The sequence below is a fragment of the Halolamina salina genome (assembly GCF_042678005.1).
GTDB lineage: Archaea > Halobacteriota > Halobacteria > Halobacteriales > Haloferacaceae > Halolamina > Halolamina salina.
In genome coordinates this window covers 1-19,465 of record NZ_JBHUDH010000258.1, presented here as the reverse complement: position 1 = coordinate 19,465, position 19,465 = coordinate 1, and the positions used below count along the sequence as shown (strand labels likewise).

27 protein-coding genes are annotated in these 19,465 nt (G+C 60.7%); 11 read left to right on the top strand and 16 right to left on the bottom strand.

Annotation, left to right across the window (positions count from 1 at the left end; all coding sequences use genetic code 11):
* The 3 genes from ACFR9S_RS16185 to ACFR9S_RS16175 form a co-directional block, all read right to left on the bottom strand.
* On the bottom strand, nucleotides 1–149 hold a 149-nt coding region (locus ACFR9S_RS16185; RefSeq protein ID WP_417385239.1), incomplete at its 3' end, for a glutamine amidotransferase-related protein.
* Between the two features lie 81 nt (nucleotides 150–230).
* Complete coding sequence (locus ACFR9S_RS16180) at nucleotides 231–683, bottom strand: VOC family protein (protein ID WP_379731814.1); 453 nt, start codon at nucleotides 681–683, stop codon at nucleotides 231–233.
* A gap of 47 nt (nucleotides 684–730) precedes the next feature.
* Nucleotides 731–1,282: a DUF7097 family protein gene (locus ACFR9S_RS16175; RefSeq protein ID WP_379819013.1), complete on the bottom strand. Its 552-nt coding sequence runs from the start codon at nucleotides 1,280–1,282 to the stop codon at nucleotides 731–733.
* Between the two features lie 79 nt (nucleotides 1,283–1,361).
* On the opposite strand from ACFR9S_RS16175, the gene ACFR9S_RS16170 reads away from it, so the two are divergent.
* Nucleotides 1,362–1,775, top strand: coding sequence for a DUF192 domain-containing protein (locus ACFR9S_RS16170; RefSeq protein WP_379819012.1), 414 nt, complete (start codon nucleotides 1,362–1,364; stop codon nucleotides 1,773–1,775).
* Between the two features lie 189 nt (nucleotides 1,776–1,964).
* The gene (locus ACFR9S_RS16165) at nucleotides 1,965–3,023 is read left to right on the top strand and encodes a sensor histidine kinase (protein WP_379730399.1); all 1,059 of its coding nucleotides are present in this window, start codon (nucleotides 1,965–1,967) and stop codon (nucleotides 3,021–3,023) included.
* Between the two features lie 116 nt (nucleotides 3,024–3,139).
* On the opposite strand, the gene ACFR9S_RS16160 is transcribed toward ACFR9S_RS16165, so the two are convergent.
* Complete coding sequence (locus ACFR9S_RS16160; protein ID WP_379730400.1) at nucleotides 3,140–4,357, bottom strand: tyrosine-type recombinase/integrase; 1,218 nt, start codon at nucleotides 4,355–4,357, stop codon at nucleotides 3,140–3,142.
* A 54-nt stretch (nucleotides 4,358–4,411) separates the two neighbouring features.
* On the opposite strand from ACFR9S_RS16160, the gene ACFR9S_RS16155 reads away from it, so the two are divergent.
* Nucleotides 4,412–4,606 carry a hypothetical protein gene (locus ACFR9S_RS16155; RefSeq protein WP_379730401.1) on the top strand — a complete coding sequence of 65 codons (195 nt, stop codon included), beginning with the start codon at nucleotides 4,412–4,414 and terminating at the stop codon, nucleotides 4,604–4,606.
* Nucleotides 4,607–4,657: 51 nt separating this feature from the next.
* Here the strand turns inward: ACFR9S_RS16155 and ACFR9S_RS16150 are convergent, their stop codons facing one another.
* Entirely contained in the window at nucleotides 4,658–5,620 is a 963-nt protein-coding gene (locus ACFR9S_RS16150; protein ID WP_379730402.1) for a hypothetical protein, read from the bottom strand.
* Entirely contained in the window at nucleotides 5,617–6,102 is a 486-nt protein-coding gene (locus tag ACFR9S_RS16145; RefSeq protein WP_379730403.1) for a PadR family transcriptional regulator, read from the bottom strand. Before ACFR9S_RS16145 ends, ACFR9S_RS16150 begins: the two co-directional genes overlap by 4 nt.
* A 543-nt stretch (nucleotides 6,103–6,645) precedes the next feature.
* Between ACFR9S_RS16145 and ACFR9S_RS16140 the strand changes: the two genes are divergently transcribed.
* Nucleotides 6,646–6,894 carry a winged-helix domain-containing protein gene (locus tag ACFR9S_RS16140; protein WP_379730404.1) on the top strand — a complete coding sequence of 83 codons (249 nt, stop codon included), beginning with the start codon at nucleotides 6,646–6,648 and terminating at the stop codon, nucleotides 6,892–6,894.
* A 104-nt stretch (nucleotides 6,895–6,998) separates the two neighbouring features.
* Here the strand turns inward: ACFR9S_RS16140 and ACFR9S_RS16135 are convergent, their stop codons facing one another.
* Nucleotides 6,999–7,319 (bottom strand): hypothetical protein, encoded by a 321-nt coding sequence (locus ACFR9S_RS16135; RefSeq protein ID WP_379730405.1) that lies wholly within the window; start codon nucleotides 7,317–7,319, stop codon nucleotides 6,999–7,001.
* 394 nt (nucleotides 7,320–7,713) lie between these two features.
* Between ACFR9S_RS16135 and ACFR9S_RS16130 the strand changes: the two genes are divergently transcribed.
* Nucleotides 7,714–7,905, top strand: a complete 192-nt coding sequence (locus ACFR9S_RS16130) for a hypothetical protein (RefSeq protein WP_379730406.1) — start codon at nucleotides 7,714–7,716, stop codon at nucleotides 7,903–7,905.
* The gene (locus ACFR9S_RS16125; protein ID WP_379730407.1) at nucleotides 7,905–8,429 is read left to right on the top strand and encodes a helix-turn-helix domain-containing protein; all 525 of its coding nucleotides are present in this window, start codon (nucleotides 7,905–7,907) and stop codon (nucleotides 8,427–8,429) included. Before ACFR9S_RS16130 ends, ACFR9S_RS16125 begins: the two co-directional genes overlap by 1 nt.
* Nucleotides 8,430–8,443: 14 nt before the next feature.
* On the opposite strand, the gene ACFR9S_RS16120 is transcribed toward ACFR9S_RS16125, so the two are convergent.
* From ACFR9S_RS16120 to ACFR9S_RS16085, 8 genes are all read right to left on the bottom strand, one after another.
* Nucleotides 8,444–8,911: a RipA family octameric membrane protein gene (locus ACFR9S_RS16120; RefSeq protein WP_379730408.1), complete on the bottom strand. Its 468-nt coding sequence runs from the start codon at nucleotides 8,909–8,911 to the stop codon at nucleotides 8,444–8,446.
* A complete protein-coding gene (locus ACFR9S_RS16115) occupies nucleotides 8,908–9,681 on the bottom strand; it encodes a TIR domain-containing protein (protein WP_379730409.1) in 774 nt (257 codons plus the stop codon). The genes ACFR9S_RS16120 and ACFR9S_RS16115 overlap by 4 nt, the downstream gene beginning before the upstream one ends.
* Before the next feature lie 136 nt (nucleotides 9,682–9,817).
* Nucleotides 9,818–11,926: a type B DNA-directed DNA polymerase gene (locus ACFR9S_RS16110; protein WP_379730410.1), complete on the bottom strand. Its 2,109-nt coding sequence runs from the start codon at nucleotides 11,924–11,926 to the stop codon at nucleotides 9,818–9,820.
* The gene (locus ACFR9S_RS16105) at nucleotides 11,923–12,174 is read right to left on the bottom strand and encodes a hypothetical protein (protein WP_379730411.1); all 252 of its coding nucleotides are present in this window, start codon (nucleotides 12,172–12,174) and stop codon (nucleotides 11,923–11,925) included. The genes ACFR9S_RS16110 and ACFR9S_RS16105 overlap by 4 nt, the downstream gene beginning before the upstream one ends.
* Nucleotides 12,161–12,856: a hypothetical protein gene (locus ACFR9S_RS16100; RefSeq protein WP_379819011.1), complete on the bottom strand. Its 696-nt coding sequence runs from the start codon at nucleotides 12,854–12,856 to the stop codon at nucleotides 12,161–12,163. Before ACFR9S_RS16100 ends, ACFR9S_RS16105 begins: the two co-directional genes overlap by 14 nt.
* Before the next feature lie 120 nt (nucleotides 12,857–12,976).
* The gene (locus tag ACFR9S_RS16095) at nucleotides 12,977–13,978 is read right to left on the bottom strand and encodes a Cdc6/Cdc18 family protein (RefSeq protein ID WP_379730413.1); all 1,002 of its coding nucleotides are present in this window, start codon (nucleotides 13,976–13,978) and stop codon (nucleotides 12,977–12,979) included.
* 210 nt (nucleotides 13,979–14,188) lie between these two features.
* On the bottom strand, nucleotides 14,189–16,435 hold the full coding sequence (locus ACFR9S_RS16090) for an ATP-binding protein (RefSeq protein WP_379730414.1): 2,247 nt from the start codon (nucleotides 16,433–16,435) through the stop codon (nucleotides 14,189–14,191).
* A 50-nt stretch (nucleotides 16,436–16,485) separates the two neighbouring features.
* On the bottom strand, nucleotides 16,486–16,743 hold the full coding sequence (locus ACFR9S_RS16085; protein ID WP_379730415.1) for a hypothetical protein: 258 nt from the start codon (nucleotides 16,741–16,743) through the stop codon (nucleotides 16,486–16,488).
* A gap of 203 nt (nucleotides 16,744–16,946) precedes the next feature.
* On the opposite strand from ACFR9S_RS16085, the gene ACFR9S_RS16080 reads away from it, so the two are divergent.
* Nucleotides 16,947–17,552, top strand: coding sequence for a site-specific integrase (locus tag ACFR9S_RS16080; protein ID WP_379730416.1), 606 nt, complete (start codon nucleotides 16,947–16,949; stop codon nucleotides 17,550–17,552).
* Between the two features lie 72 nt (nucleotides 17,553–17,624).
* Complete coding sequence (locus ACFR9S_RS16075) at nucleotides 17,625–17,948, top strand: hypothetical protein (protein ID WP_379730417.1); 324 nt, start codon at nucleotides 17,625–17,627, stop codon at nucleotides 17,946–17,948.
* A gap of 3 nt (nucleotides 17,949–17,951) precedes the next feature.
* Here ACFR9S_RS16075 and ACFR9S_RS16070 read toward each other — a convergent pair whose 3' ends face one another.
* Nucleotides 17,952–18,137 carry a hypothetical protein gene (locus tag ACFR9S_RS16070; protein ID WP_379730418.1) on the bottom strand — a complete coding sequence of 62 codons (186 nt, stop codon included), beginning with the start codon at nucleotides 18,135–18,137 and terminating at the stop codon, nucleotides 17,952–17,954.
* A gap of 235 nt (nucleotides 18,138–18,372) precedes the next feature.
* Between ACFR9S_RS16070 and ACFR9S_RS16065 the strand changes: the two genes are divergently transcribed.
* The 3 genes from ACFR9S_RS16065 to ACFR9S_RS16055 are packed head-to-tail and all read left to right on the top strand — an operon-like array spanning nucleotide 18,373 to nucleotide 19,185.
* Nucleotides 18,373–18,612 carry a zinc-ribbon domain-containing protein gene (locus ACFR9S_RS16065; RefSeq protein ID WP_379730419.1) on the top strand — a complete coding sequence of 80 codons (240 nt, stop codon included), beginning with the start codon at nucleotides 18,373–18,375 and terminating at the stop codon, nucleotides 18,610–18,612.
* Nucleotides 18,605–18,841 carry a hypothetical protein gene (locus tag ACFR9S_RS16060; RefSeq protein WP_379730420.1) on the top strand — a complete coding sequence of 79 codons (237 nt, stop codon included), beginning with the start codon at nucleotides 18,605–18,607 and terminating at the stop codon, nucleotides 18,839–18,841. Before ACFR9S_RS16065 ends, ACFR9S_RS16060 begins: the two co-directional genes overlap by 8 nt.
* Entirely contained in the window at nucleotides 18,838–19,185 is a 348-nt protein-coding gene (locus ACFR9S_RS16055; RefSeq protein WP_379730421.1) for a hypothetical protein, read from the top strand. The genes ACFR9S_RS16060 and ACFR9S_RS16055 overlap by 4 nt, the downstream gene beginning before the upstream one ends.
* The last annotated feature ends 280 nt before the right edge of the window (nucleotides 19,186–19,465 follow it).

Below are 19,465 nucleotides of genomic sequence, written 5' to 3'. Positions count from 1 at the left end.
CCACCCGAGAGCACGAGTCCGTCGGCGTCGATCTCGGCGGGGTCGGTGTCGTTGTCGAGTATCTCGGTGTCGACGCCGATGTCCCGGAGCGCGCGCCCCTCCAGGTGGGTGAACTGCCCGTGATTGTCGATGACGACGATCCTGGTCATGGGCGGGGTTGGCTGACGAGGCTCAAAAGCGCCTCGGAACCGGGGCGATATAGGCACGTCCGTGCAACCACAGCTCCGGTCTCAGAGCGAGAACGGGTCGAACCGCTCGTTCCGGCCGTTCCACTGCTCGATGTCGCGCTCCTCGCGGGTGTCGAGGTACACCTCGACGCCGTTGCCGTCCGGGTCATCGAAGTACAGCGCCTTGCTGACCCCGTTGTCGACCGGCGAGACAGCGACTTCGCGCTCGGCCAGCCGCTCGGCGGTCGCCCGGAGTTCGTCAGCGCTGTCGACCTCCCACGCGGAGTGGTAGAGGCCGACGCGCGGGCCTCTCGGGGCCGCCGGGACGCCGTCGTCGACCTCCTCGGCGCCGATCCCCTGGAGCGCGAGGTCGTGGTGGTGCTCGCCGAGGGAGAGGAACGCGTAGCGGTCGACGCGCTCGGTCACCTCGAGGCCGAGCACGTCGCGGTAGAACGCGACGGCGCGGTCGACGTCGGTGACTTTCAGGTGGACGTGTCCGAGGTGGTCGGCGGGCATGACCGGACCGACGCGCCCGAGCGGGGCGTGATTTGTGCCGGCGGCGGTCACTCCTCGCGGCGCTCGCTGGCCGACCGGAACCCCATCTCGGAGAGTTCCTCGCTACGACGGCGTTCGCGTTCGGCGATCCCCTCCGGGTCCGGGCTGGCGTCGTCGTCGATCCGGGCGAACGAGCGGTGGACCTTGGTGTGACACCAGCGACAGAGGCCGACCGTGATCTCGTGGGCGGTGTCGGCGTCGTCCTCGCCGCGGTTGCCGTAGGAGAGGTGGTGTTCCTCGATCAGCGGTCGTGCCTCCTCGTCGTGGGCGAGTCGGACCTCTTCCAGCCCACAGCGCGCACACGCCTTGGCGTCCGTGGTCGAGCGGTAGTGCGGGCAGCGCGACCAGTCCGGCGACTCGCCGTCGGTCGCCGCCGCCTCGGTGTCGGCGACGACGCAGGCGTACCCCTCGCTGCGGCGCTCGGCCGCGAACTCGGGGTCGCCCTCGGCGTGATCCAGCGCGTACCGGCAGCGGCCGTCGCTCGTGAGGTGGTCACAGCGCCCGGCGACCGCGTAGGGGTCGTCGACGCCAACCGGCGTCCCCTCGGGCGTCTCCTCCATAGCCGCGGTGGGGCGCGCTCGGCCTTGAACGCTCGGTCCCGGGGGAACGCTTAGTAGGGCGGCGGCGGGAGCGGGTGGCGTGCGACTCGTCCACCACCGCGACGGCGGGGCACGCCCACCGACGGCCGACGAGGCCGGCACCACAGACGAGGAGGGGAACGCCGACGGCGTCGAGCGGCGGGTACTCGCCGACGAGGTGGAGTTGGCCGAGGGGCCGCTGGCGCAGGCGCTGGGGCTGATGTTCCGCCGGTCGATCCCCGAGGGGTACGCGCTGGCGTTCCCGTTCGAGGCGCCGGCGAGCCGGACGATCCACACGCTGTTCGTGTTCCGGCCGATCGACGTGCTCTGGCTGGTCGACGACGAGGTGGTCAACGTCGAACGCCTCCGGCCGTTCCGGGGGCTGGCCCACGGGCTCGCGGACACGGTGGTCGAACTCCCGGCGGGGGACGCCGCGGGCGTCGAACCCGGCGGTACGGTCGAGATCGTTGCGTGACGGCCGGCACGGGCCGTCCCCGGCGGGCGGCCGTCGGTCGGTGCCGGTACGGCCCTGACCGTACGTGTAGATCGAGTGCAATATCCCGCCTGAAACTGTCGGTTGTCCGTCCAGTATCCGATATTTTACTCGTTTTCGGAAAATCGAGAATAAGGTAACTACTATGTGCACAGTTTGCATAGGAGGCTCGTGTCGTTCTCACCCCACGGAGTCCGGCCGAAACACGGCGTCTACTCTCTGGGGCTGCTCTGTTTCGGGCTCGGGGTCGTTCACCTCCTCACCGAGGGGGAGGGGCTGGGAACGCTGCTCGAATCGGTGATCATCTGCAGCATGTCGGGGCTGGTCCTCGTGACCGGCTATCAGCTCCCGGCCCGGCCGATCACGAATCGGGGACAGTGGCGAACGGTCGGGGTCGGAGCGGGGGTGACAGTGTCGTTCGCGCTGTTGGCGTTCTCCATCTGGCTGATCTGGACGCTCGAAGGGGACCAGACGGAGCTGTCTTTCCTCCTCTCGTTCGCGAGCAGCCTCGGGGCGGCGGTCGGCGTCCGCGGCGGGCTGTACGCGATCGAGTCCGAGGAACGGCTCGACGAGGCTCGGGACCTCACGAACCTCCTCACGATCAATCAACGGGTGCTCCGGCACAACCTTCGAAACGAGCTCTCCGTCTCGCTCGGCTACCTCAAGAACATCGAGGCGGCCGATCGGTCGGGGGCGACGACCGAGGACGTTCGGATGATCGAGAAGCACCTCCGACGGCTGCTCACGACGACCGACCGGACGAGGGAGATCGTCTCCATCTGGGAGCACGACCAGACCGCGGAGTTCGACCTCGCGGCGGTGGTGGAAGAGCAGATCGAGCGGGCCAGAGCGGAGCATCCGGGCGTCGAGATCAGGACACGGTTCGAAGCGGACTGCCGTGTGAAGTGTCACTCGGCGCTCCCCAAAGCGATCAGGGAGGCGCTCGAAAACGCGATCGAACACACCCCCGAGAACACGCCGATAACTGCCCGCGTCCGGCGAAATGAGGACGGGATGGCGGTGCTGGAGATCAGCGACAGGGGGAGAGGAATCCCCAAGTTCGACGTCGAAGCGATCGAGGGGCAGCGGGAAACACCGCTCAACCACACGCAGGGGCTGGGGCTGTGGATCATCTACTGGACCGTCAAGATGTCCGGCGGAACGCTCGACCTGCTGGAGGGCAGTCCGCAGGGGACGACCGTGCGGATAACGCTCCCGGAAGCGAGGTAGTCGGTGGTACGGGCGCGCCGGCCGTCGACGCCCCCCGGACAGCACTACCGCTGTGCGCTGTTGATCGACTCGAAGAAGTGGGACCGCCGAGGTCAGGAGTCCACTTCCTACTCGGGTCACGCGGAATCACCTCCGTTGTCGTCGAGCCGATCAAGGTGCTGCCGACGGCTCATCCCGCGCGTCAGCTCGAACGGCTGGTCGTACACTTCGTCGAGCGAGGTGTTCGCTTTCTCCTCGAGATCACGACGCGGCCAGCCCTTGTCGCGGTGCCAAGTGTAGCTCCCCGTCCGGATTCTGTGGGGAGATCGCGCGCTCGGACACTTGCTTCCGCGGCCGTGTTCGCGAGCGACGCACTCCTCCGGATCGCGGTCGTGCGGGCACTCCCCGCCCCAGTTACACGGCTGGGTGAGGATGTACATCCAGTTCCTAATCGACGTATCTGCCAGCCGGCCGCCGCCCTTCTTCGAGGTCAGCAGCGGCTTCCGGCCGTCCTCGTCCTCGATCTCGTGACGGTTCACCCGGATGTACGCCTCGAGCACCTCGGCGGTGTCGTCCGAGATGTTGATCACGCGCTCGCCGTCGGTGCCGTTCTTCAGCGTGGTGTCCGACGCCGATTCCGGACGGTGCCGGGGGTAGATGAACGGCGTCTCGGCCTCGTCGATCACGTCGTCGACGACCGCGGGCGTGTAGCCGTCCTCGAGCAGCTGGCGCCGAAGGCGTCCGAGGTCGTCCTCCTCCAGATAGAGATCCCGGAGGTCCAGCCCGTGGATCGCGCCGAGCCGCATCGTCGTCCGCCAGATCAGCATGAACGAGACGTGCTCGCGCGAAGCGTACTCGTACCGCTCGAGGTTCTCGAGGATCGTCAGCGCACGCTGGGCGGGTAGCGTCTCGGTGTTGACCCGCTCGTCCTTCGAGAGCTCCGGCACGTCGAGCGCTTCCGCGACCTCGGGCAGCACCGCGTTCAGCTTGGCGGCGTGCTCGAGCATCCGGCCCAGTGTCCCCCACTCGTTCTTCTGGGTAGACTCGGTGATCCCCTTCGAGAGTCGCTCAGACTCGTACTGCTTGATGTGGCGGGTGGTCAGATCGTTCAGGTCATCGATTCCCTCGCGATCGCAGAACCGGATGAAGTGGATCGTCCGATCCTCGTAGGAGCGGACCGTCGAATCGGCTTTCTCTTCCTGCCGGTCGAGCCAGTCCTCGCGAGCCTCGCGAGGTGACATCGGCTCGAGGTCGGCCTCGGGGTCGATGGACTCTCGCAGGTCGTCGAGTTGGTCCATCACGTCGGAAACGTCGGGATCGTCGTCGTCGACTTCAGAGTCGTTTTCACTAGTCAAGGTGGGCCTCCCCAGCGGAGCCATAGTCAGAGGTTCCACTTTCACCGCGCCGTAGTGTCATTTTTACATACTCATACACTATCCCGACGTATGGCAGAGAATGACTCTGAAGGCGGCAAGAGAACAGCAACCGCGATGGGTACAGGAGCAACGCTCGGAGCAACCCTCGGTGGTCCCGGAGGAGCACTAGTTGGCGGAGCGATCGGCGGTCTACTCGGATACGCCTCAGAGACCGAGGACGAGTCGTAGCATTCGCGCGGAGAGAATTGGCTTGAGCGTCCTCTGGAGAACTACGGTCGCTCACTGGTTCTCACCTCGCTGAAGCTCTCGGAGCTGCTGCTGGAGGTACCGCTTCACCTCTTCCACGTCCGGCCGGCCCGGCGTGTCCTCGAGGACGGCGACGACGAGCTGATCAATCTCGTCGAACGGATCGGTCTCCGGGTGCTCATCCACGATCTCGTCGGCCACGTCCATCCAGTCGGGACTGTCCTCGGTCTCCAAGTCGGAGAGTTCGGACGCTTCCACACGGGGCTGGGGCACCTCCACGTCGGCGACGAGTTCGGGAACGTCGACATCCGGGATCGTGACGTTCAGCGTGAGGCTCGTCGCGAGTTCGTGGGTGCCGAGTTTCGCGGCGTCGGGCTTCGACTTCCGCGTACGCGTCGTTCCTTCGCGCCAATTGATCACCAGCCAGTTCTCGATCGTCTCCTCGCGAGCGCCGCCGTCGGTGACGAGTTCCTTCTCGTCGTCGTTGGCTTCCGGGTACGCCGGTCGCTCACTAGCCGGGAGCCGGTAGAGTTCCAGCTTGTCGCCGTACTCCACGCCCTCAAGGTCGAACGGGATGATCTGGTCATCCTCGGGCGGTGTCGGCGCGCCGCGATCGCTGAAGGGGCGACAGAGAGCCGTCGTCTCGGTGTCGATGCTGATCGAAGAGTACCCGACACGCTCGTAGAGGTCTTCGACGGTATCGTCTGGCAGGATGTAGGTCTCGAACTGACCGACCTGAACGACGGTTCGGTCTTCTCCACCGTCGGCGACCAACCGCCCGCGAGTGCCCTCGTAGATCCGCGCGGCCGTCTCCACGTCCCCGGCCGCGTTCATCGCCCGGATTGCGCTGTTCGCGAACGCGTTCTCGGTGTCGTCGGCGACGGGCTTCAGCACCGTGTCACAGCCACAGGAGCGCTTGGTCTTCCCGGGGCCGGCAGTTGTCGTGTGGTCGTACGGCTGTCCGCAGTCGTCACAGATCGAATCCTCGTCGCTCATTCGTCATCACCCCCGTCGGCGACAGCGGGGCGCCGAACGTCCAGCTCAACCCACCCCTCCCGTTGCTCGCGGAGCATCCGCCAGCCGGCGTCGGTCAGCGTGTAGCTGTTCGTCCGCCGGTCGAGCGCACTCTTCTCGACGAGTCCGGCGTCGACGAGCGCGTCGAGGTTCGGGTAGATCTGCCCGTGATTGATCTCGTCACCGTACCGGGCCCCGAGGCGCTCCTTCATCCCGAGCCCGTGCATCCGCGCGTCGTCGTTCTCCATCCGCGCGAGCGTCAGCAGGCAGTCGCGCCTGAACGCGGTGAGGTCGTACCACGAGACGCCGCCGTCGGCGATGAGATCGTCGTCGTCAGTGAAGACGTGTTCGACGCGGAGCGACTTGCACTTCGGGCAGGCCATCGCGAGGCCGTGCGTATCGAACCCCTCCCGGTCTTCCGCCGCGAAACCGCACTCGAAGCACTCGAAGCGGTCGCGCGACATCCGTGTCCCGCCGTCAATGATACTGTTGCTAGACTGTTCGCTGTCGGTACGTTTTTCGTCGTCAGAAGCGTTGGAACTCATGGTCTCGTGAAGTCCGGAGATAACCCTCTCCGAGGGTGATGCTCTGGCTGTGCGAGGCCGTGGTGCTCGGCCCAGTGCTCCCGACTTTGGTAGGGAGGAGAGCACTGGGTCGAGACACACCATTCTGAACGCGCGGCTCAGAAGGCGGCGGGACGGTCAGGACCGAGGTTTCAAGCCCCGGCGCGGCGTCGTCGTACATGGCTTTCGTGCCTGTCTCACGAAGGCCCGCGCGGACCCGTGTCACCAGCACGGGGTCCGCTTCAGTTTTCGAGCATGGACCCATCGGCGACCGACGGGTCCGCGAGAGACCTTCGTTACAACGTGCATCGGCATGGAGGACCTTAACTGTTAGGCTAAAAGACCTATTTCGAGAGTGTATATAACCTACCAAACTTCTTGAACGGCTGGAAATAAGCCCCAGCAGTCGTACCGTGGGTTCGAATGCGCCCCCGGCCAGAGTGGATGTCTCTGAACGATACGGTCGTGCTGGAGTTTCTCCATGAGCACGATCTAGAGCTTCCTCCGAAGGCACTCTGGGCGAATCTGAATCGGCACGGGCACGATATTGGGTACTCGACAGTGCAGCTGAGACTGTCCAAGTTGGAAGACCACGATCTCGTCGAGAAAGCCGAGTCGGGGTACTACCAATTGAGCGGGAAGGGAGAGCAATGGCTTGACGACGAAATCGGGATCGAAGAGATGGAAGACTAATGCGCGACGAGACCCTCCACAAGCTGATCATCTGGACGCCGCTGTTCGTTCTGCTCCTCGGCATCGGGCTCGTTGCATTCATTGCGTGGGGCATTTACTGACCGCTACTGCCCCGACAGGACTAGACCGGCGACCGCGTCTTTGACTGGAACCATCCACGCAGGCAGGTCTTCGACGTTGGTCCGGATTCCCTCCTCGAAGGCACGCTCGACCTCGATTCCGGAGGAGTCAATCTGGAAGTCGAAGCTCCACCGGCCGGCAGCTCCGGCGGCGACGATGGCCATCTGCGAGCGTCCGTTACTGCTCACCTGGACGAGGACGTGCGTCGGCGTCTCGTCGTCGATGGACTCGGCGTCGAGGCGTTCGGTCGGGTCGATTACGAACTCCGCTGTGCGACCGCTCTCGGTCTGGCTCTTAGTGGCCATATCTAGACACAGCCACGTTACCGACAAGAGTCTCGTCCGGCGGGTTCCGGACGGTTCCGGATAGAGAGAACCGCAGTACTCAGCCGGGTATCGATGTTCCGGGCCGAGTTCCGGACAACCCTCTCTGGAACTGGAGTCTGAACGGTTGGCTCCCACCGTGGCATACCACGGCCGACCGTGTTCGGATCAAGGGTGATCCGGAAAAACGAACGCCTGCGTCGGGTTTCCAGACACGAACCCCGTGTTTCCGACCACGAACTATAGATTGGCGATCTCCAACCCGCTGTGATAGAATAAACTGTTCTAAACTGTCTATAGGCTCTATTATGCCACCTACACTAGTGGAAGATGCGATGTTCGAAGAGAAAACCCCAGAAATGGAGGATAGATCACAATGAGTGAGTTTGTAGAAGCGATCGAGGCCGCCTTCGCGCTCATCATCGGCGGCATCGTGATGCTCGTGTTCGGATCAGTAGCAACGAGTGAATTATTTAACTTCACTCTCATGGGTGTACTGTATCTGTTCGCCGGGATAGTGGGAGTAGTACTCGTCACCGCAGTCGCGGTCCAGACACTGTTCCGATAATGAGCATGACCAAGAATGGAATCCTCTCGACGCACGACGGGAACGGAACCCATCCAGAAGAACTGCTGAACGTCCTCCGGGAGAGCGACAAGCTAGTACTTGGAACCGGGGATATAGCAGGTGCTGTCGACCTGAGTGATACGGCTGTTCGAGAGCATCTTAACGCCCTTCAGGAGGACGATCGAGTAATAAAGCAGCAGGTGGGTGGAGCAGATGTTTGGGGCCTCCCACCGACGGAGATTCAGAACCCAATACCGCCCGAATTGGACCGGCTCGCCCGGTTCAACAAAGAGATGCGTGAATTTTTCGAGGTGACCCGGTTTCTCGGAGTCGGGTTCATGCTCCTCGGGGCGCTGATCGTCATGGTCGCCATCTCTGATCCAGTAACTTCCGCACTATCGATCCAGTTGACCGATGCCGCACTCATCGTGATAGGCGCCGGCCTCGCTGCTTCCGGGGGTGCAACATGGTTCCTAGGCGGAGGTCTTGTCCTCATCACGAAGCTTCTGGAATCGAAGTCATAGCATCGAAATAAACCTCAAATAATCTGGGAAAGTGCGTAAACAGAGATAAGGAGGTAAGGAATAGCGAGGACAAACGGAATCTTCCGCTCAACACGAGTATGGGTGATGTAGTTTCTCCAATTATCACCCTCGTCGAGAATCTCCCATTCGTCGGCGAACGGCTCCGCCGGAAGATCATCCTCCATCGAGTTGATTACTTTGTACTTCCCGCTGTTTAGCTGCTTGTAAGAGACGATACTGAGATACCAGAGGATACAAAGAGCGAATCCGAGAAGTCCGGCAAGCAGTAGGCCTACCTCCTCAATTATCTGGGTATCCGTAAGTACAGAAAGGACAGCAAGAGTCCCAGAGAGCAACAGAACGTAAAATCGGTTGTTCCGCATACGCCGGTTGCTGACGTTCAGCGTCGTGTTCACATAGGCTGTATACTGGTCAATCAATTCCGTTTGATCGGAATCAGGGGATTCACTATCGTCGTTCATGTTGCATATTCGTCGATCGCGTTCAGGATCGCCTTCCCGTCGGCTTCAACAAGCTCGACTGCGTGATCCTGAACAATTCCGGGGACACGGTCATTCTCTGCAGGAATCACACCAATAATTGGCTTTTCCATCTCGTTTGCCATCTCAATCTCTTCTTGGATCCAATCACTGTACGTGACGTACATCCCGGATAGCACGAGTACGACAGAAGCCGAACGCATTTGATCTCGGATTTTCTTCCGGAGGTGATTGGGAAGCCGAGCATCAAGTGGGTCGTCCGAGGAAACGCTGTGGTCAAAGTATTCGAAGCCGTTTGCATCGTCAAGGAGTTCTTTGACCTCCTCGAAGTGCTCCTCATATGCCCAAGAGTGGCTGATAAAGACCCGGTGGGCTTGCTCTGGATCCGGAGCTGTACTACTACGTGATTCGCCGAAAACCTTCCCAAGGGCAGCAAGTCCAATACCACCTAGGGCAAGTGCTGCGAGAACTTTCCCTTTTGAAGACTCAGCTCCGTTTGACGACTGGGGTACGGGCTGAGATATCTGGTTATCATCTGACACAGGGTTAGAAACAGACACACGATACTTCGATGGTAACTCGATGATCTGCATCTGATCCAACCCTTCTTCGCACTCGTAGACTCTCCAGAGGCCCTTGATGCCCGGCCCTTGAGCTTCAAATCTTGGAGGAATCGGACCTACCTCCTCCTTGTCTATATCGATTGGAACGGGTGATCTTCTAGCTCGATCAAAGTGGTGTTGCCAACTCATTAGACGATGATTCCTGTGTTTGAAGAATAAACTTGGCTGGAGCACGGTGAAAGTGGAAATACTGAATAGTTCGGTTTTGTACCCTCCCAAAGTATACGTGGCCGATACTGGGTCAAAACCAGTAGGGAGACAAGAATCAAAACATAGACACGGAGCCGTTCACCCGCTCAGCCAACTGCTCTTCGATGTCGCTGCGTCGGAAACCACCCGGTGCGAGCACGGACTCAGCCGCTCGACAAAGCTCATCCCGGTAGAAATCGGCGTCGTACCGTTCAGGCTCCTCGTGTAGGAGGGCAACGCGAGCCCGACCGTCTTTCTCGTCGTCGACGACCACATACTCCACGTCCTGCCCGGGGTTCTTCTCCAAGCCGAGATCGGACGCGCGCTCCAGTGCGGCGACGTTCTTCGTCGTCTGTGTGTACTCCTCCACGCGCTTCGAGACGCGGTTCGTGATCGCTAGTCGAGTCGGATCCACGTCGCCGGTGCGGAGTTCCTCGATAAACTCTCGGAGCCGCTCGCACACCCCCTCGGGCGAGCGCGTTCGTCCGAACTCCTGCATCAGTTCCAACTGCGCGGTTTCGACGAATTCCGGCGTCGATCGCTGCCGTGCCTCTATCCCGCGACGCTTGTAGCTCGACGCCTCGTCGACGGGCTCTCCGGCTCGCTTCCCGAAGTATCGCGTCAGCGCGCCGGCGTCGTCGTTGCGCCGCGGGCAGAACGCGATCCAGTCGTACGCGGCCTCGTACTCCAGCCGGATCTCCACGTCCTCGCTGATCTCTTCGGCGACCGCCTCCAGGCCAGTCTGCTCGCGATCGTCCATCGGCGTCACCCAGAGCGAGTCGACGATCCCGTGGACGACGCGCCAGCCGTGCTGCTCGAACGTCGCCTTGGCCTCAAGGATGATCTCACGAGCGAACGCGTTGATTGCCTCGTGGCACTCGATCCGGCCGAACTTCGCGTTCGAGAACCCCTGATACCCGAAGCAGGAGACGAGGATCCACTTGATCGCCGACGATGCTCCTTCGAGCACCTCGGTGTCGCCGTCCTCCTCGCGAATCCGGCGCTTGATCTCGTCCCGATCGTCGATCAGGGGCTGGAGCACGTCGGGGAGATATCCCGGCTCCGGGCAGATCGAGTACCCCAATCCCGACACGTCCTGACGCTCGGGGTGACAGTCACAGCAGACCGTCTCCGGCGAGATGTTCCGCGTACACATGATGTTCGGATAGAGGCTGGAGAAGTCGAGTTCGTGGACGTTCTCGTGAACACCGACATCCGGTGAGAACGTGTACCCTCCACGATCGGCCTCCTCCAGCGTGGCAGCGCTCTTGAAGAACTCCGGCCGCCACGCACGCCAGGGGACGAGCACATCCCGATCCAGCGCCTCGCGGATCTGGATGGCGGTGAGGATGTTCCCGATGCTCGCCCACGACGCCTCCTGTAGCGGCTTGTGCGAACGCTCTACGAGGTCGAGAATCCCGTGGAGGTTGGCCTCCTTCAGAAAGAAGGAGTTCGAGGCGTCGACGAGCACGCGGCCCGGAACGTTGTATCGAGCCGGCGAGTGTCCGATCCGGCCGTAGCTCTCGTACGTACTCTTCGTCGCTAACTGTGTGTACCCCGGCTCCCGACCCAGTTGGAGCGGCTTGTCGTCGACGGCGTTGAACAACTGGGGGATCAACTGGGCCGTGGAAACTCGCAGGACATCCGGATTGTGCTCCTGGATCAGCGCCTCCACGTCACGGGCGATCGTCGACGGATCCTCTTCGAGGACGTACGTCTCCCCACTCGAGGCCGTCACTGTCACTGACCTCAGGCCACCTGACTCCGTTATCGGCGGCGTTTCGAGTTCCATCATCGTCGGCTCCCGGGCCGGCGCCGGATCGGTGCCGGTCTCGACGCAGTACCGGAACTCCGGCGAGAGGTCGACGTTGTAGCAGCGATACTCTCCCGGTCGGCCTAACTGCGTAATCGTCGACGCTAACCGCAGAATCACGTCCAGATTCATCACCTCTACGGCCAGCATTTCGCACGCATCGTGGCGCCAACCGGGGCGATGTTCTTCCCTCTCGACCTCGGCCACCTCGGGATGCGCGCCGATCGACGATTCGACCTCGTTGAGCGAACCGTCGGTAGTGTTGACGTAGAACCGAGGCCGGTAGCTCACCTCCTCGCGCTCCGCTCCGGATTCAGTAAGCGACCACTCGACTGCGGTTTCCTCGTCGGGGAAATCGATACAGTAGGTCACTCTGTACCCTCTAGTTCCTCCTCGAGCGTAGCGATCCGACGCTCCTGTGCGAGCACGATCGACATCAGGACCAGATCGAGCTTCCGTTCCGTGTTCTGGTACCCTGCGGCGTCGGCGTGTCCAGCGGCTTGTTCCCAGAGGTCGTCCCAGTGCTGCTGGTCACGATACCGGAGCGCCCGGCGGAAGTCACCCCACTGCTCCTCGAGACGCCGGAGACTGTCGCGGTACGTTGGGTTAGACCGTCCCACGAGCAAACACCCCTGAAGAGATGTTGGCGGTCTCGTGGATCGGCTGGCGGGCTTGGAGAACCTCCTGCCAGAACGCGATCGTCGTCTGAACCCAGCCATCCTCCAGCTCGTAGACCATCGTCTCGAACTCATCGCCGACGAACCGCGGCCCCATCGGTGTGTCCTGAACGGCGAGAGTCGATGTCGCCGCGGTCTCGACTGGCTCGCTGAACCCGTCCGCCTTCGAACGGGTGCACAGAACCGGAATTTCGTACTCACGGGCTACCCCGGCCAGCTTGGCAAGGGCACGAACCAACATCTCCTGCCCGTCATCACCTTGGAGATCACTCCCTCGATACAGGGCGTCGATGTCCGGTAACACGACCACCTCGGTGTTCTCGCCGAGATTCGCCTCGAGGTTTCCGATGAGCGCGGTGTGCTGATAGGGAGTGAATCCTCGAGCCACGTCGACCCGTTCGAGCACCCGTCTATCCGGAGACACCTCGGCGAGCGTGTCTGTCGTGCAATATCGCCCGGTCCCGACCCAGACTGCGCGACCACTTTCGAGTAACAGGCGGTCCACCATCAGGGTCTGAAGAGGTAGACGCGGGTCGTTCTCAGCTTCGACCAGCGTAATACCTGAATCGAGTGACGGGAGTTCAGGGATCGTCAATGATGGGGAGTCGTTCCTCTGGTGTAGCATATCTCCAACAACCGGGAACAGCTCCAAGAGTGTCTCTCGGGAGGTTCCGAACGGTTCCGGATAGGCCAAAACCGCCCAACGGGGACGCGGAGACGGTAGTTCCGAACGGTGTTCCGGAGGCTACTCCACGATCTGGTACGTTTTCGCACCTCCCTCGCTATCTGTGGTGATCAGGTTGTAGTGCTCGAGCTTCGGAAGGTGCCGCTCTCGAAGCGCTCGGAGCGTGATCGGGTCGGGGTGTTCTCGCTTGTAGTGCTCGTAGAGTTCTTTCTGGATCAGCGGACCGGCCTCCTCAAGACACTCGTAGAGGACACGCTGGTGGTCGTTCAGCTTCGAGATCGCTTTCTGGCGCACCTCCTCTTCGGCGTCAAGAACTGATTCGCGCACGAGACGACGTGGAATTGACGACAGTCCCTCGTCGGCTGCCTTGCGTGCCGAAACCCGCAGCGCCGTGATGGCCCGACGAGCGTCGCCGTCGGCCATCTCGGCGATCTCCTTCAGCGTCTCGCGCTCGACAGCCCCCGGATCGAGACCCTGACTGGCGCGTCGGGCGAGAATCTCCGTCACTGTGTCGGCAGTGTATCTGTCGAATTGAACCCGATATCCAACTGAGACTCGCGAGCGGACACGCTCCTCAAGGCGGGCAAGGAGGTCGACCTCGCGGTTCGCGATGCAAATCCAAGAGAGCCCGTAGATCGAATGGAGATCGTACAGCGTGTCCGGATCGCGAAGCTGGTCGACTTCATCGAGAATGATCACACTCGGCGAGTCGAGCGACGACTCCAGCTTATCGACCAAATCCCGCGCTGGGGCATTCTTCGGCACGGCCGCGTTGGCAAGGTCCTTCGCGGCACGCTCCAAGACGCCGGAACGCGTCGATTCCTTCCAGCAGTTCACGTATGCCGTTGGGACCTCGAGTACCTCGCGCCGGAGTTCCCGTACGGCAGCTCGGGCGACCGTGGTTTTTCCGGCACCGCTCGGCCCGAAGAGGTAGCAGTTCTCGGCGCGAAAGCCGTCCTCGATCGGCGCGAGAGCGTCGGTGACCTCGTTCATCTGGCTGTTTCGGCCAACTATCTCCCGTGGGAGGTGGTCTTCGTCGAAGACGGTCCCGTCTCTCAGCATCTACTCAGATTAGACAACGGAACACTCCATAAGTGGAACCCCTGCAGTTCCGAATGGTTCCGAATGGCGCGGAGGATTTGATGCCGAGAGCATTCGGACAGCCCTTGAGGGTGGCAAGCAGTGGAAAGTATCAGCGGAAGACCCAGCAAACGACCAATAGCCTCTGAGACGACGGCTCTTCGTGCAGAGATCACTGGTGGGCAAAGCCAGTTACTCTTCGCTGTGCCACTCCACGGTCGAGAAGACGTGATCGAGTTGGTCGGCGAACTCCGTGTCCTCAAAGGCGTAATCAATGTCGTCCTTAGACGCCACGCCGTCAGAGCTGAGTGCGTACTCGACGAGGTTTCCAAGATCGCGAATCACCGCGGCGATTACGTCGTGATCCTCGTTCGCGAAGTAGATCGCCGCTTCACGACTGGCGTCTTTCAGGGTTTGCCTGTCTTGGATGAGGGGATCGTTGTCTTGCCGGGCTTGGTTCAGATCTGAGGCTAACTCAACGATCATGCTCCGGAACCCGGATTGTGCTCCTCCGTAGACTCCTCGGGTTTCGATGGCCTGTTCGAGGTCCGACTCGGGGTCAACAGAGATATCGAGATCGGGGTTCTGGAGGTGATAGTCTAGGGTCTTCAGCAGGTTTTTACAGAATATATAGTCGTCTTGGCTAAGCCCGTAGAAGTCTTGGATGAACTGTTTCGCCTCGTTTCGGGCTGTGTCTTCCTTGTTCGTCTCGCCGATGCTGTCATAAAACATCGCTTCTGCGAGTTTCGAGATGAGGTACCCGAGGCCCGCTACGAGATGGATGTCTTGGTTGGTCGTTAGTCTGCGAATCGTCTCGGTGATCTCTTCGAACGTCTTCTCGATCTTGTCGTCCTTGTTGTGGTCCTCCAACGATCCCGCGAGGGTGACGGCTCTCGCGACTTCGGTTACTAGGGTCTTCTCCGGCGGTTTGTCTGTCTCGGTCTCCAGAATTTCTTCGACAGGCTTTGAACTCTGATCGTCGCCGTTCGCTCGTTCGGTGACATCTGACCAGTCTACGTCCTCCTGCCCACTGTAGTAGAGCGATAGACTAGTTTCCGCTTCGTCTTCGTTTACAGCTGGATCTTGGAGTAAATTCACCAGTTGCTGTTCTTTCGACTCCTTGGTTGGTACTTGGTCAAGGTGTAAGTCAACCATTACACCGGTAGCGAACCGATCCCCCGTGGTACGTGCAAACTCTTCGACTGCCTCGGAATTAGGGTTGCTTCCCAGAACAAAGTCCCACAGAAAATCCTCCAGAACGTCGATTAGAGGGCTTTCAGTCACGTCGTTCGCGTATATTGTGGCACACTCCCTGTGTTGTTCTGCGAGACGTTCTTCAGATATAGAGTTCCTGAGATAATCGTGCAGCAGATCGTGTGGTTTGTAGACCGGATACGAGTGGTGGCCGATCTTCTCGAGCACCGATTCGCGGTAGAGGCTCTGTAGTTCTCTCCTCGTTTTCGTTGTATCCTCCCCAATAAGTTTTGAGACAATATCTCGACGGAATTCCGACAGAGCACAGATGTTTCGAAGTAATCGTTCTTGGTCCTCGGCGAGTTCGTTCAGGAATTCACTCTCGAGGTAGCTGTGAATCTGAGACTCTGGGAGGTCGTTGAGTGCGGACTCGACGCTACTTTCGACAGCTATCGAGGCAAACCGATTCAGGTAGTAAGGATTACCTTTGGTGACTTCTACGACTTCTGAGATTTCTTCCTCCGATGGGTCGAGTCCTGCTTCCGATAGGTACGCTTCAGTTTCCTCCGTGTCGAATTCACCTAGTTCGACTGTAGTGATCGGGATGTCGTGCTCTGTAGCCAATCTTCGTTGAGAGCCAACACAGAAGACGACGTTCTCCGGAAGGTCTCTTGAGAGACTTTTGAAGAGGCGGTCGAACTCCTCTTGCCTAGCTTCGACTCGATCGTAGTGATCTAGGAGGACCAAGAGCGTGCAGTCGGGGTTTAGGTTAGAGAATTCCCCGAGGAAGTCGGTCAAGATTTCTCCGTACAGTGGGACGTTAGAGTCTGAATCTTCTTCGGGGAGGAGGTGCTTACCCACTGAGAGAGTGCTAAGTCCGGGTACGACTGCGCCGCCTCCGGCAGAGAGTAGGTCGATGGCGGGGTCCGTGTACTTAGAACGAATTACCCGGTGAAGGGCCTGTTTGGCCCTCTTCGTCTTTCCCGACGGAACTTCTTCTTTCCACCGTTCTTGGAATTCTGCCCCGAACTGTTTGATACTAGTTAGCCCGCTGTTGAACTGGAAATCGAGGACGAAGACGTCGTCTTCATCCGCGTACTGCTGTCTGATTTCTTCGAGAAAGCGTGTTTTCCCGTGACCACTAGGCCCGACTATGGAGTAGAAAGACCCACTAGAAGATTCGATTCCGTCAAATACAGTCCGTAGCTCTTCCTGACGATCGATAAACGAAGGAAGCTGACTCATGGAAGAAGATGTTGTCTGATGGAATACCTTCTTCCGTAATATATCCTCTGTTAGTATTCCTTTTCGATAGACTCGAGCGTGTCGTCTATGCTCTGGATCTGGTTTCTTAGAGAGTGGACGCGTTTCTCGACCATCTCGTCGTCGCTACAGTCGATTTCCGCCCGTAGGTACCTCGTCTCTTTTTGGCACCTGCTTAGATCAGACTCGGTGATTTCGAGGGCTTTCGATTTAGATAGGTCTTCTCGGCGTTCTGAACTACGCCAAAAGAGGACCCCGAACTTCTCCCTGAAAAATTCGCCAGCCCTCATTGATATTGGGCAATTGGGCTCGTCCCGATCATAAAAATCACGGTTAGTTCAACGGTCAACGAAATTAGTGGGGACAGTCTATCGGACTGACTCAACCTACTTCTTGCACAAGTCGGAAGCGACCCCCCGCAAACCCGCCCCGATCACGGCCGAAACCCGGTCGGTTCTCACCCATTATGTGCGATCTTCTTCTACAAGGCTCTATGCGATTGGAGGCCACCAACAAGCCGGATCAGTACAAGTGCTGGCTCACCGACGACGAGCTGGAGGAGCTCCGCCGCGCGGCCTCGAGCCATCGCGACGACCTGATCGTTCAACTCGGCGGCTACGTCGGCCTCCGGGCGTTCGAGATTCCCCAAATCTGCCCGAAGCACGTCAAGCGGACCGAGGACGGCGACCACTTCCGGCTCCGCGTTCCGGAGGGGAAGGACACGACCGGCGGCGGTGGGAAGCCCCGGGACGCCTACCTCCCGCGCGACGTGGAGGGCGACATCCACCGCTACCAGACCGCCGAGGACATCGGCCGCCACGAGCAGCTCGTCGATCTCTCCGAGCGGGGCGTCCGGGCGGTGGTCAAACGCACGGCCGAGCGCGCGGCCGAGGCCACCGGCGACGGCGACTTCCGCTACGTCTCGAGCCACGATCTCCGCCGGCGCTTCGCGCAGCGGCTCCTCGTCGATCGACAGATGAACCCTCGCGTGGTCATGCAGGTGGGCGGCTGGGACTCGTTCCAAGCGATCGAGCCCTACCTGAACGCGCCGACGCCGAGCGTCGTGAACGAGGCGTTCGAGGAGGCGGGGTTCGCGTAGTACAGGCGTGGGTTCGATCGTTTTCGGCCTCTCAGGGTAAAGCCTAAACAATACCATCTCCGACCGTTTGACATGGCCGACCCGGCATCATACGGCGATCTACTCCGTCTCATCGCTCTATCACTGCCTGCGCTTGCTCTACTTCTCGTAGCGTTCTCCAATCTGAGGGAACTGTTCGAAATAGAATCACTCAATTTGGGGATTGTTCTGGTGTTAGGTTCAGTATCCTTCATGGGCCTCGCTGCAATATTCTCGATAACGCCGTTCGCGTCCGGGTTTGGTGGCTCACCGCTCAGGGTTTATATTGTGTTTTTCGGGCTTATTGCGGCCCTTATGTGCATCACAGTTGCTTCTGGGATAGCTGCTTTCAGTGTCTTCTATGAGAATATTCTCTAGAACTCAGTCGTCGCGCTTCCCGGGACGGCGAATCTCGGCCGTGTCGTCGCCCTCCTCCGCGTAGAACGGTATCTGGTCTCCCTGCTCGATCTCCCACTCCTCGGCGAGCGGACTGGGGATCGTGACCGTCACGCTGCCCTTGGTTTCCTGTGCGGTCCGGCAGTCCGCGAATCGTTCCTCGATGCCCATACGTCTCGACTCTCGTGGTCTATCATAAAACGGGAGAACCGAACAGATTCTCATAAAGTCTATTAGATTCCCCCCAATTTTCTGCGATTTAGGCGCTGTCGTTGCCATTCGCGAGTATCGGCCGAGCGGCTCGGCCGACGACAAGTATGGACGACGACACTCGGGGCTCTGAGACAGAGCCCGACACGGCGGAGAAAAGGCACGACCCACAGCGCTGGGAGCGCCGGAGGCGGCGATGGTGAGGACGGTCCGGAAGCGGATCGCGGACCGGATCGCGCCGTCCTCGACGACCTGCTCAGCCTGCGGGATCGAGATTCCTGACGACTCGATCTTCTGCCCGCGATGCGGAGCGCGCGAGCCCGACGCCGGAGAGCCCGGCGTCGTGATCCGAGGGGTGTCAGAGGAGACCTCGGAGGCGCTCACCGACGCGCTGCAAGAGGTCGGCGTCGACGAGGACCTGATCCAGTATGAGTGAGGGCGACCTCCCGGCAACACAGAGCGAGCAGGATCTCCCAGAGCCGGAGGGTGGGGTCGATCTCGAGGCAGGAGAGCGGCTCGGATCAGCAGCGGACGCGATGGAGGAGTTCAACCGACTCCTCTGGCAGTTCGCCCGTTCGCTGATCATCGTGGTCGCGATGCTGCTCTCGATCTCGATGCTCGTGATCGCGTACTACGGCGCCGAGTTCATCGTGGGGCTGGCATGATCCGGGATCGACTCCGACCTCGAGCGTCGGCGCGCCAGTTGGTAGCGGCGGCGGGGCTGCCGTTGATCGCCCAGTCGGTGCTGTTCCAAATCGCGCTGGCGGGTGGGGAGTTCTACGAGGAACCGAACGGTAGCGTCTATCAGAACCCGGACGGCGCGGGCTGGGGAACGACCTACTACGACTACGGGTTTTTCGGGCCGTACTGGACGCTCGATCTCGCGCTAGTCGCGAGCGTCGGCGTCGCCGTGATCGTCTCGATCCTCGCGATCCTCGCGGTCGAGTACCGAGTTCGGCGCGGCGCCGGCGTCGACGACAGCGCTGACCCAGCGGGGGCCGCAGCGTGACGCCGAGCTGGTCGCCGACGGGGATCGACCTCAGCGAGAGGTTCCGCGCCTACGTCGACGGACTCCGAGAAACGCACGACAACCGCGCCGAGGACGGCGGAAACGTCCATTCTGAGTTCATGACCGAAGACACTACTGACGAGACAGCATCGACTACGACCTACCGAGACGCGTTCTTGGGGGCCGCACACTTCGCGCACCCGGGGAGTGTCACCTTCGCGTTCCCGGCGATCTCGGACACGCCGATGGGTCGGCGAGCGTTCCTCGCCGGCGTCGGCGC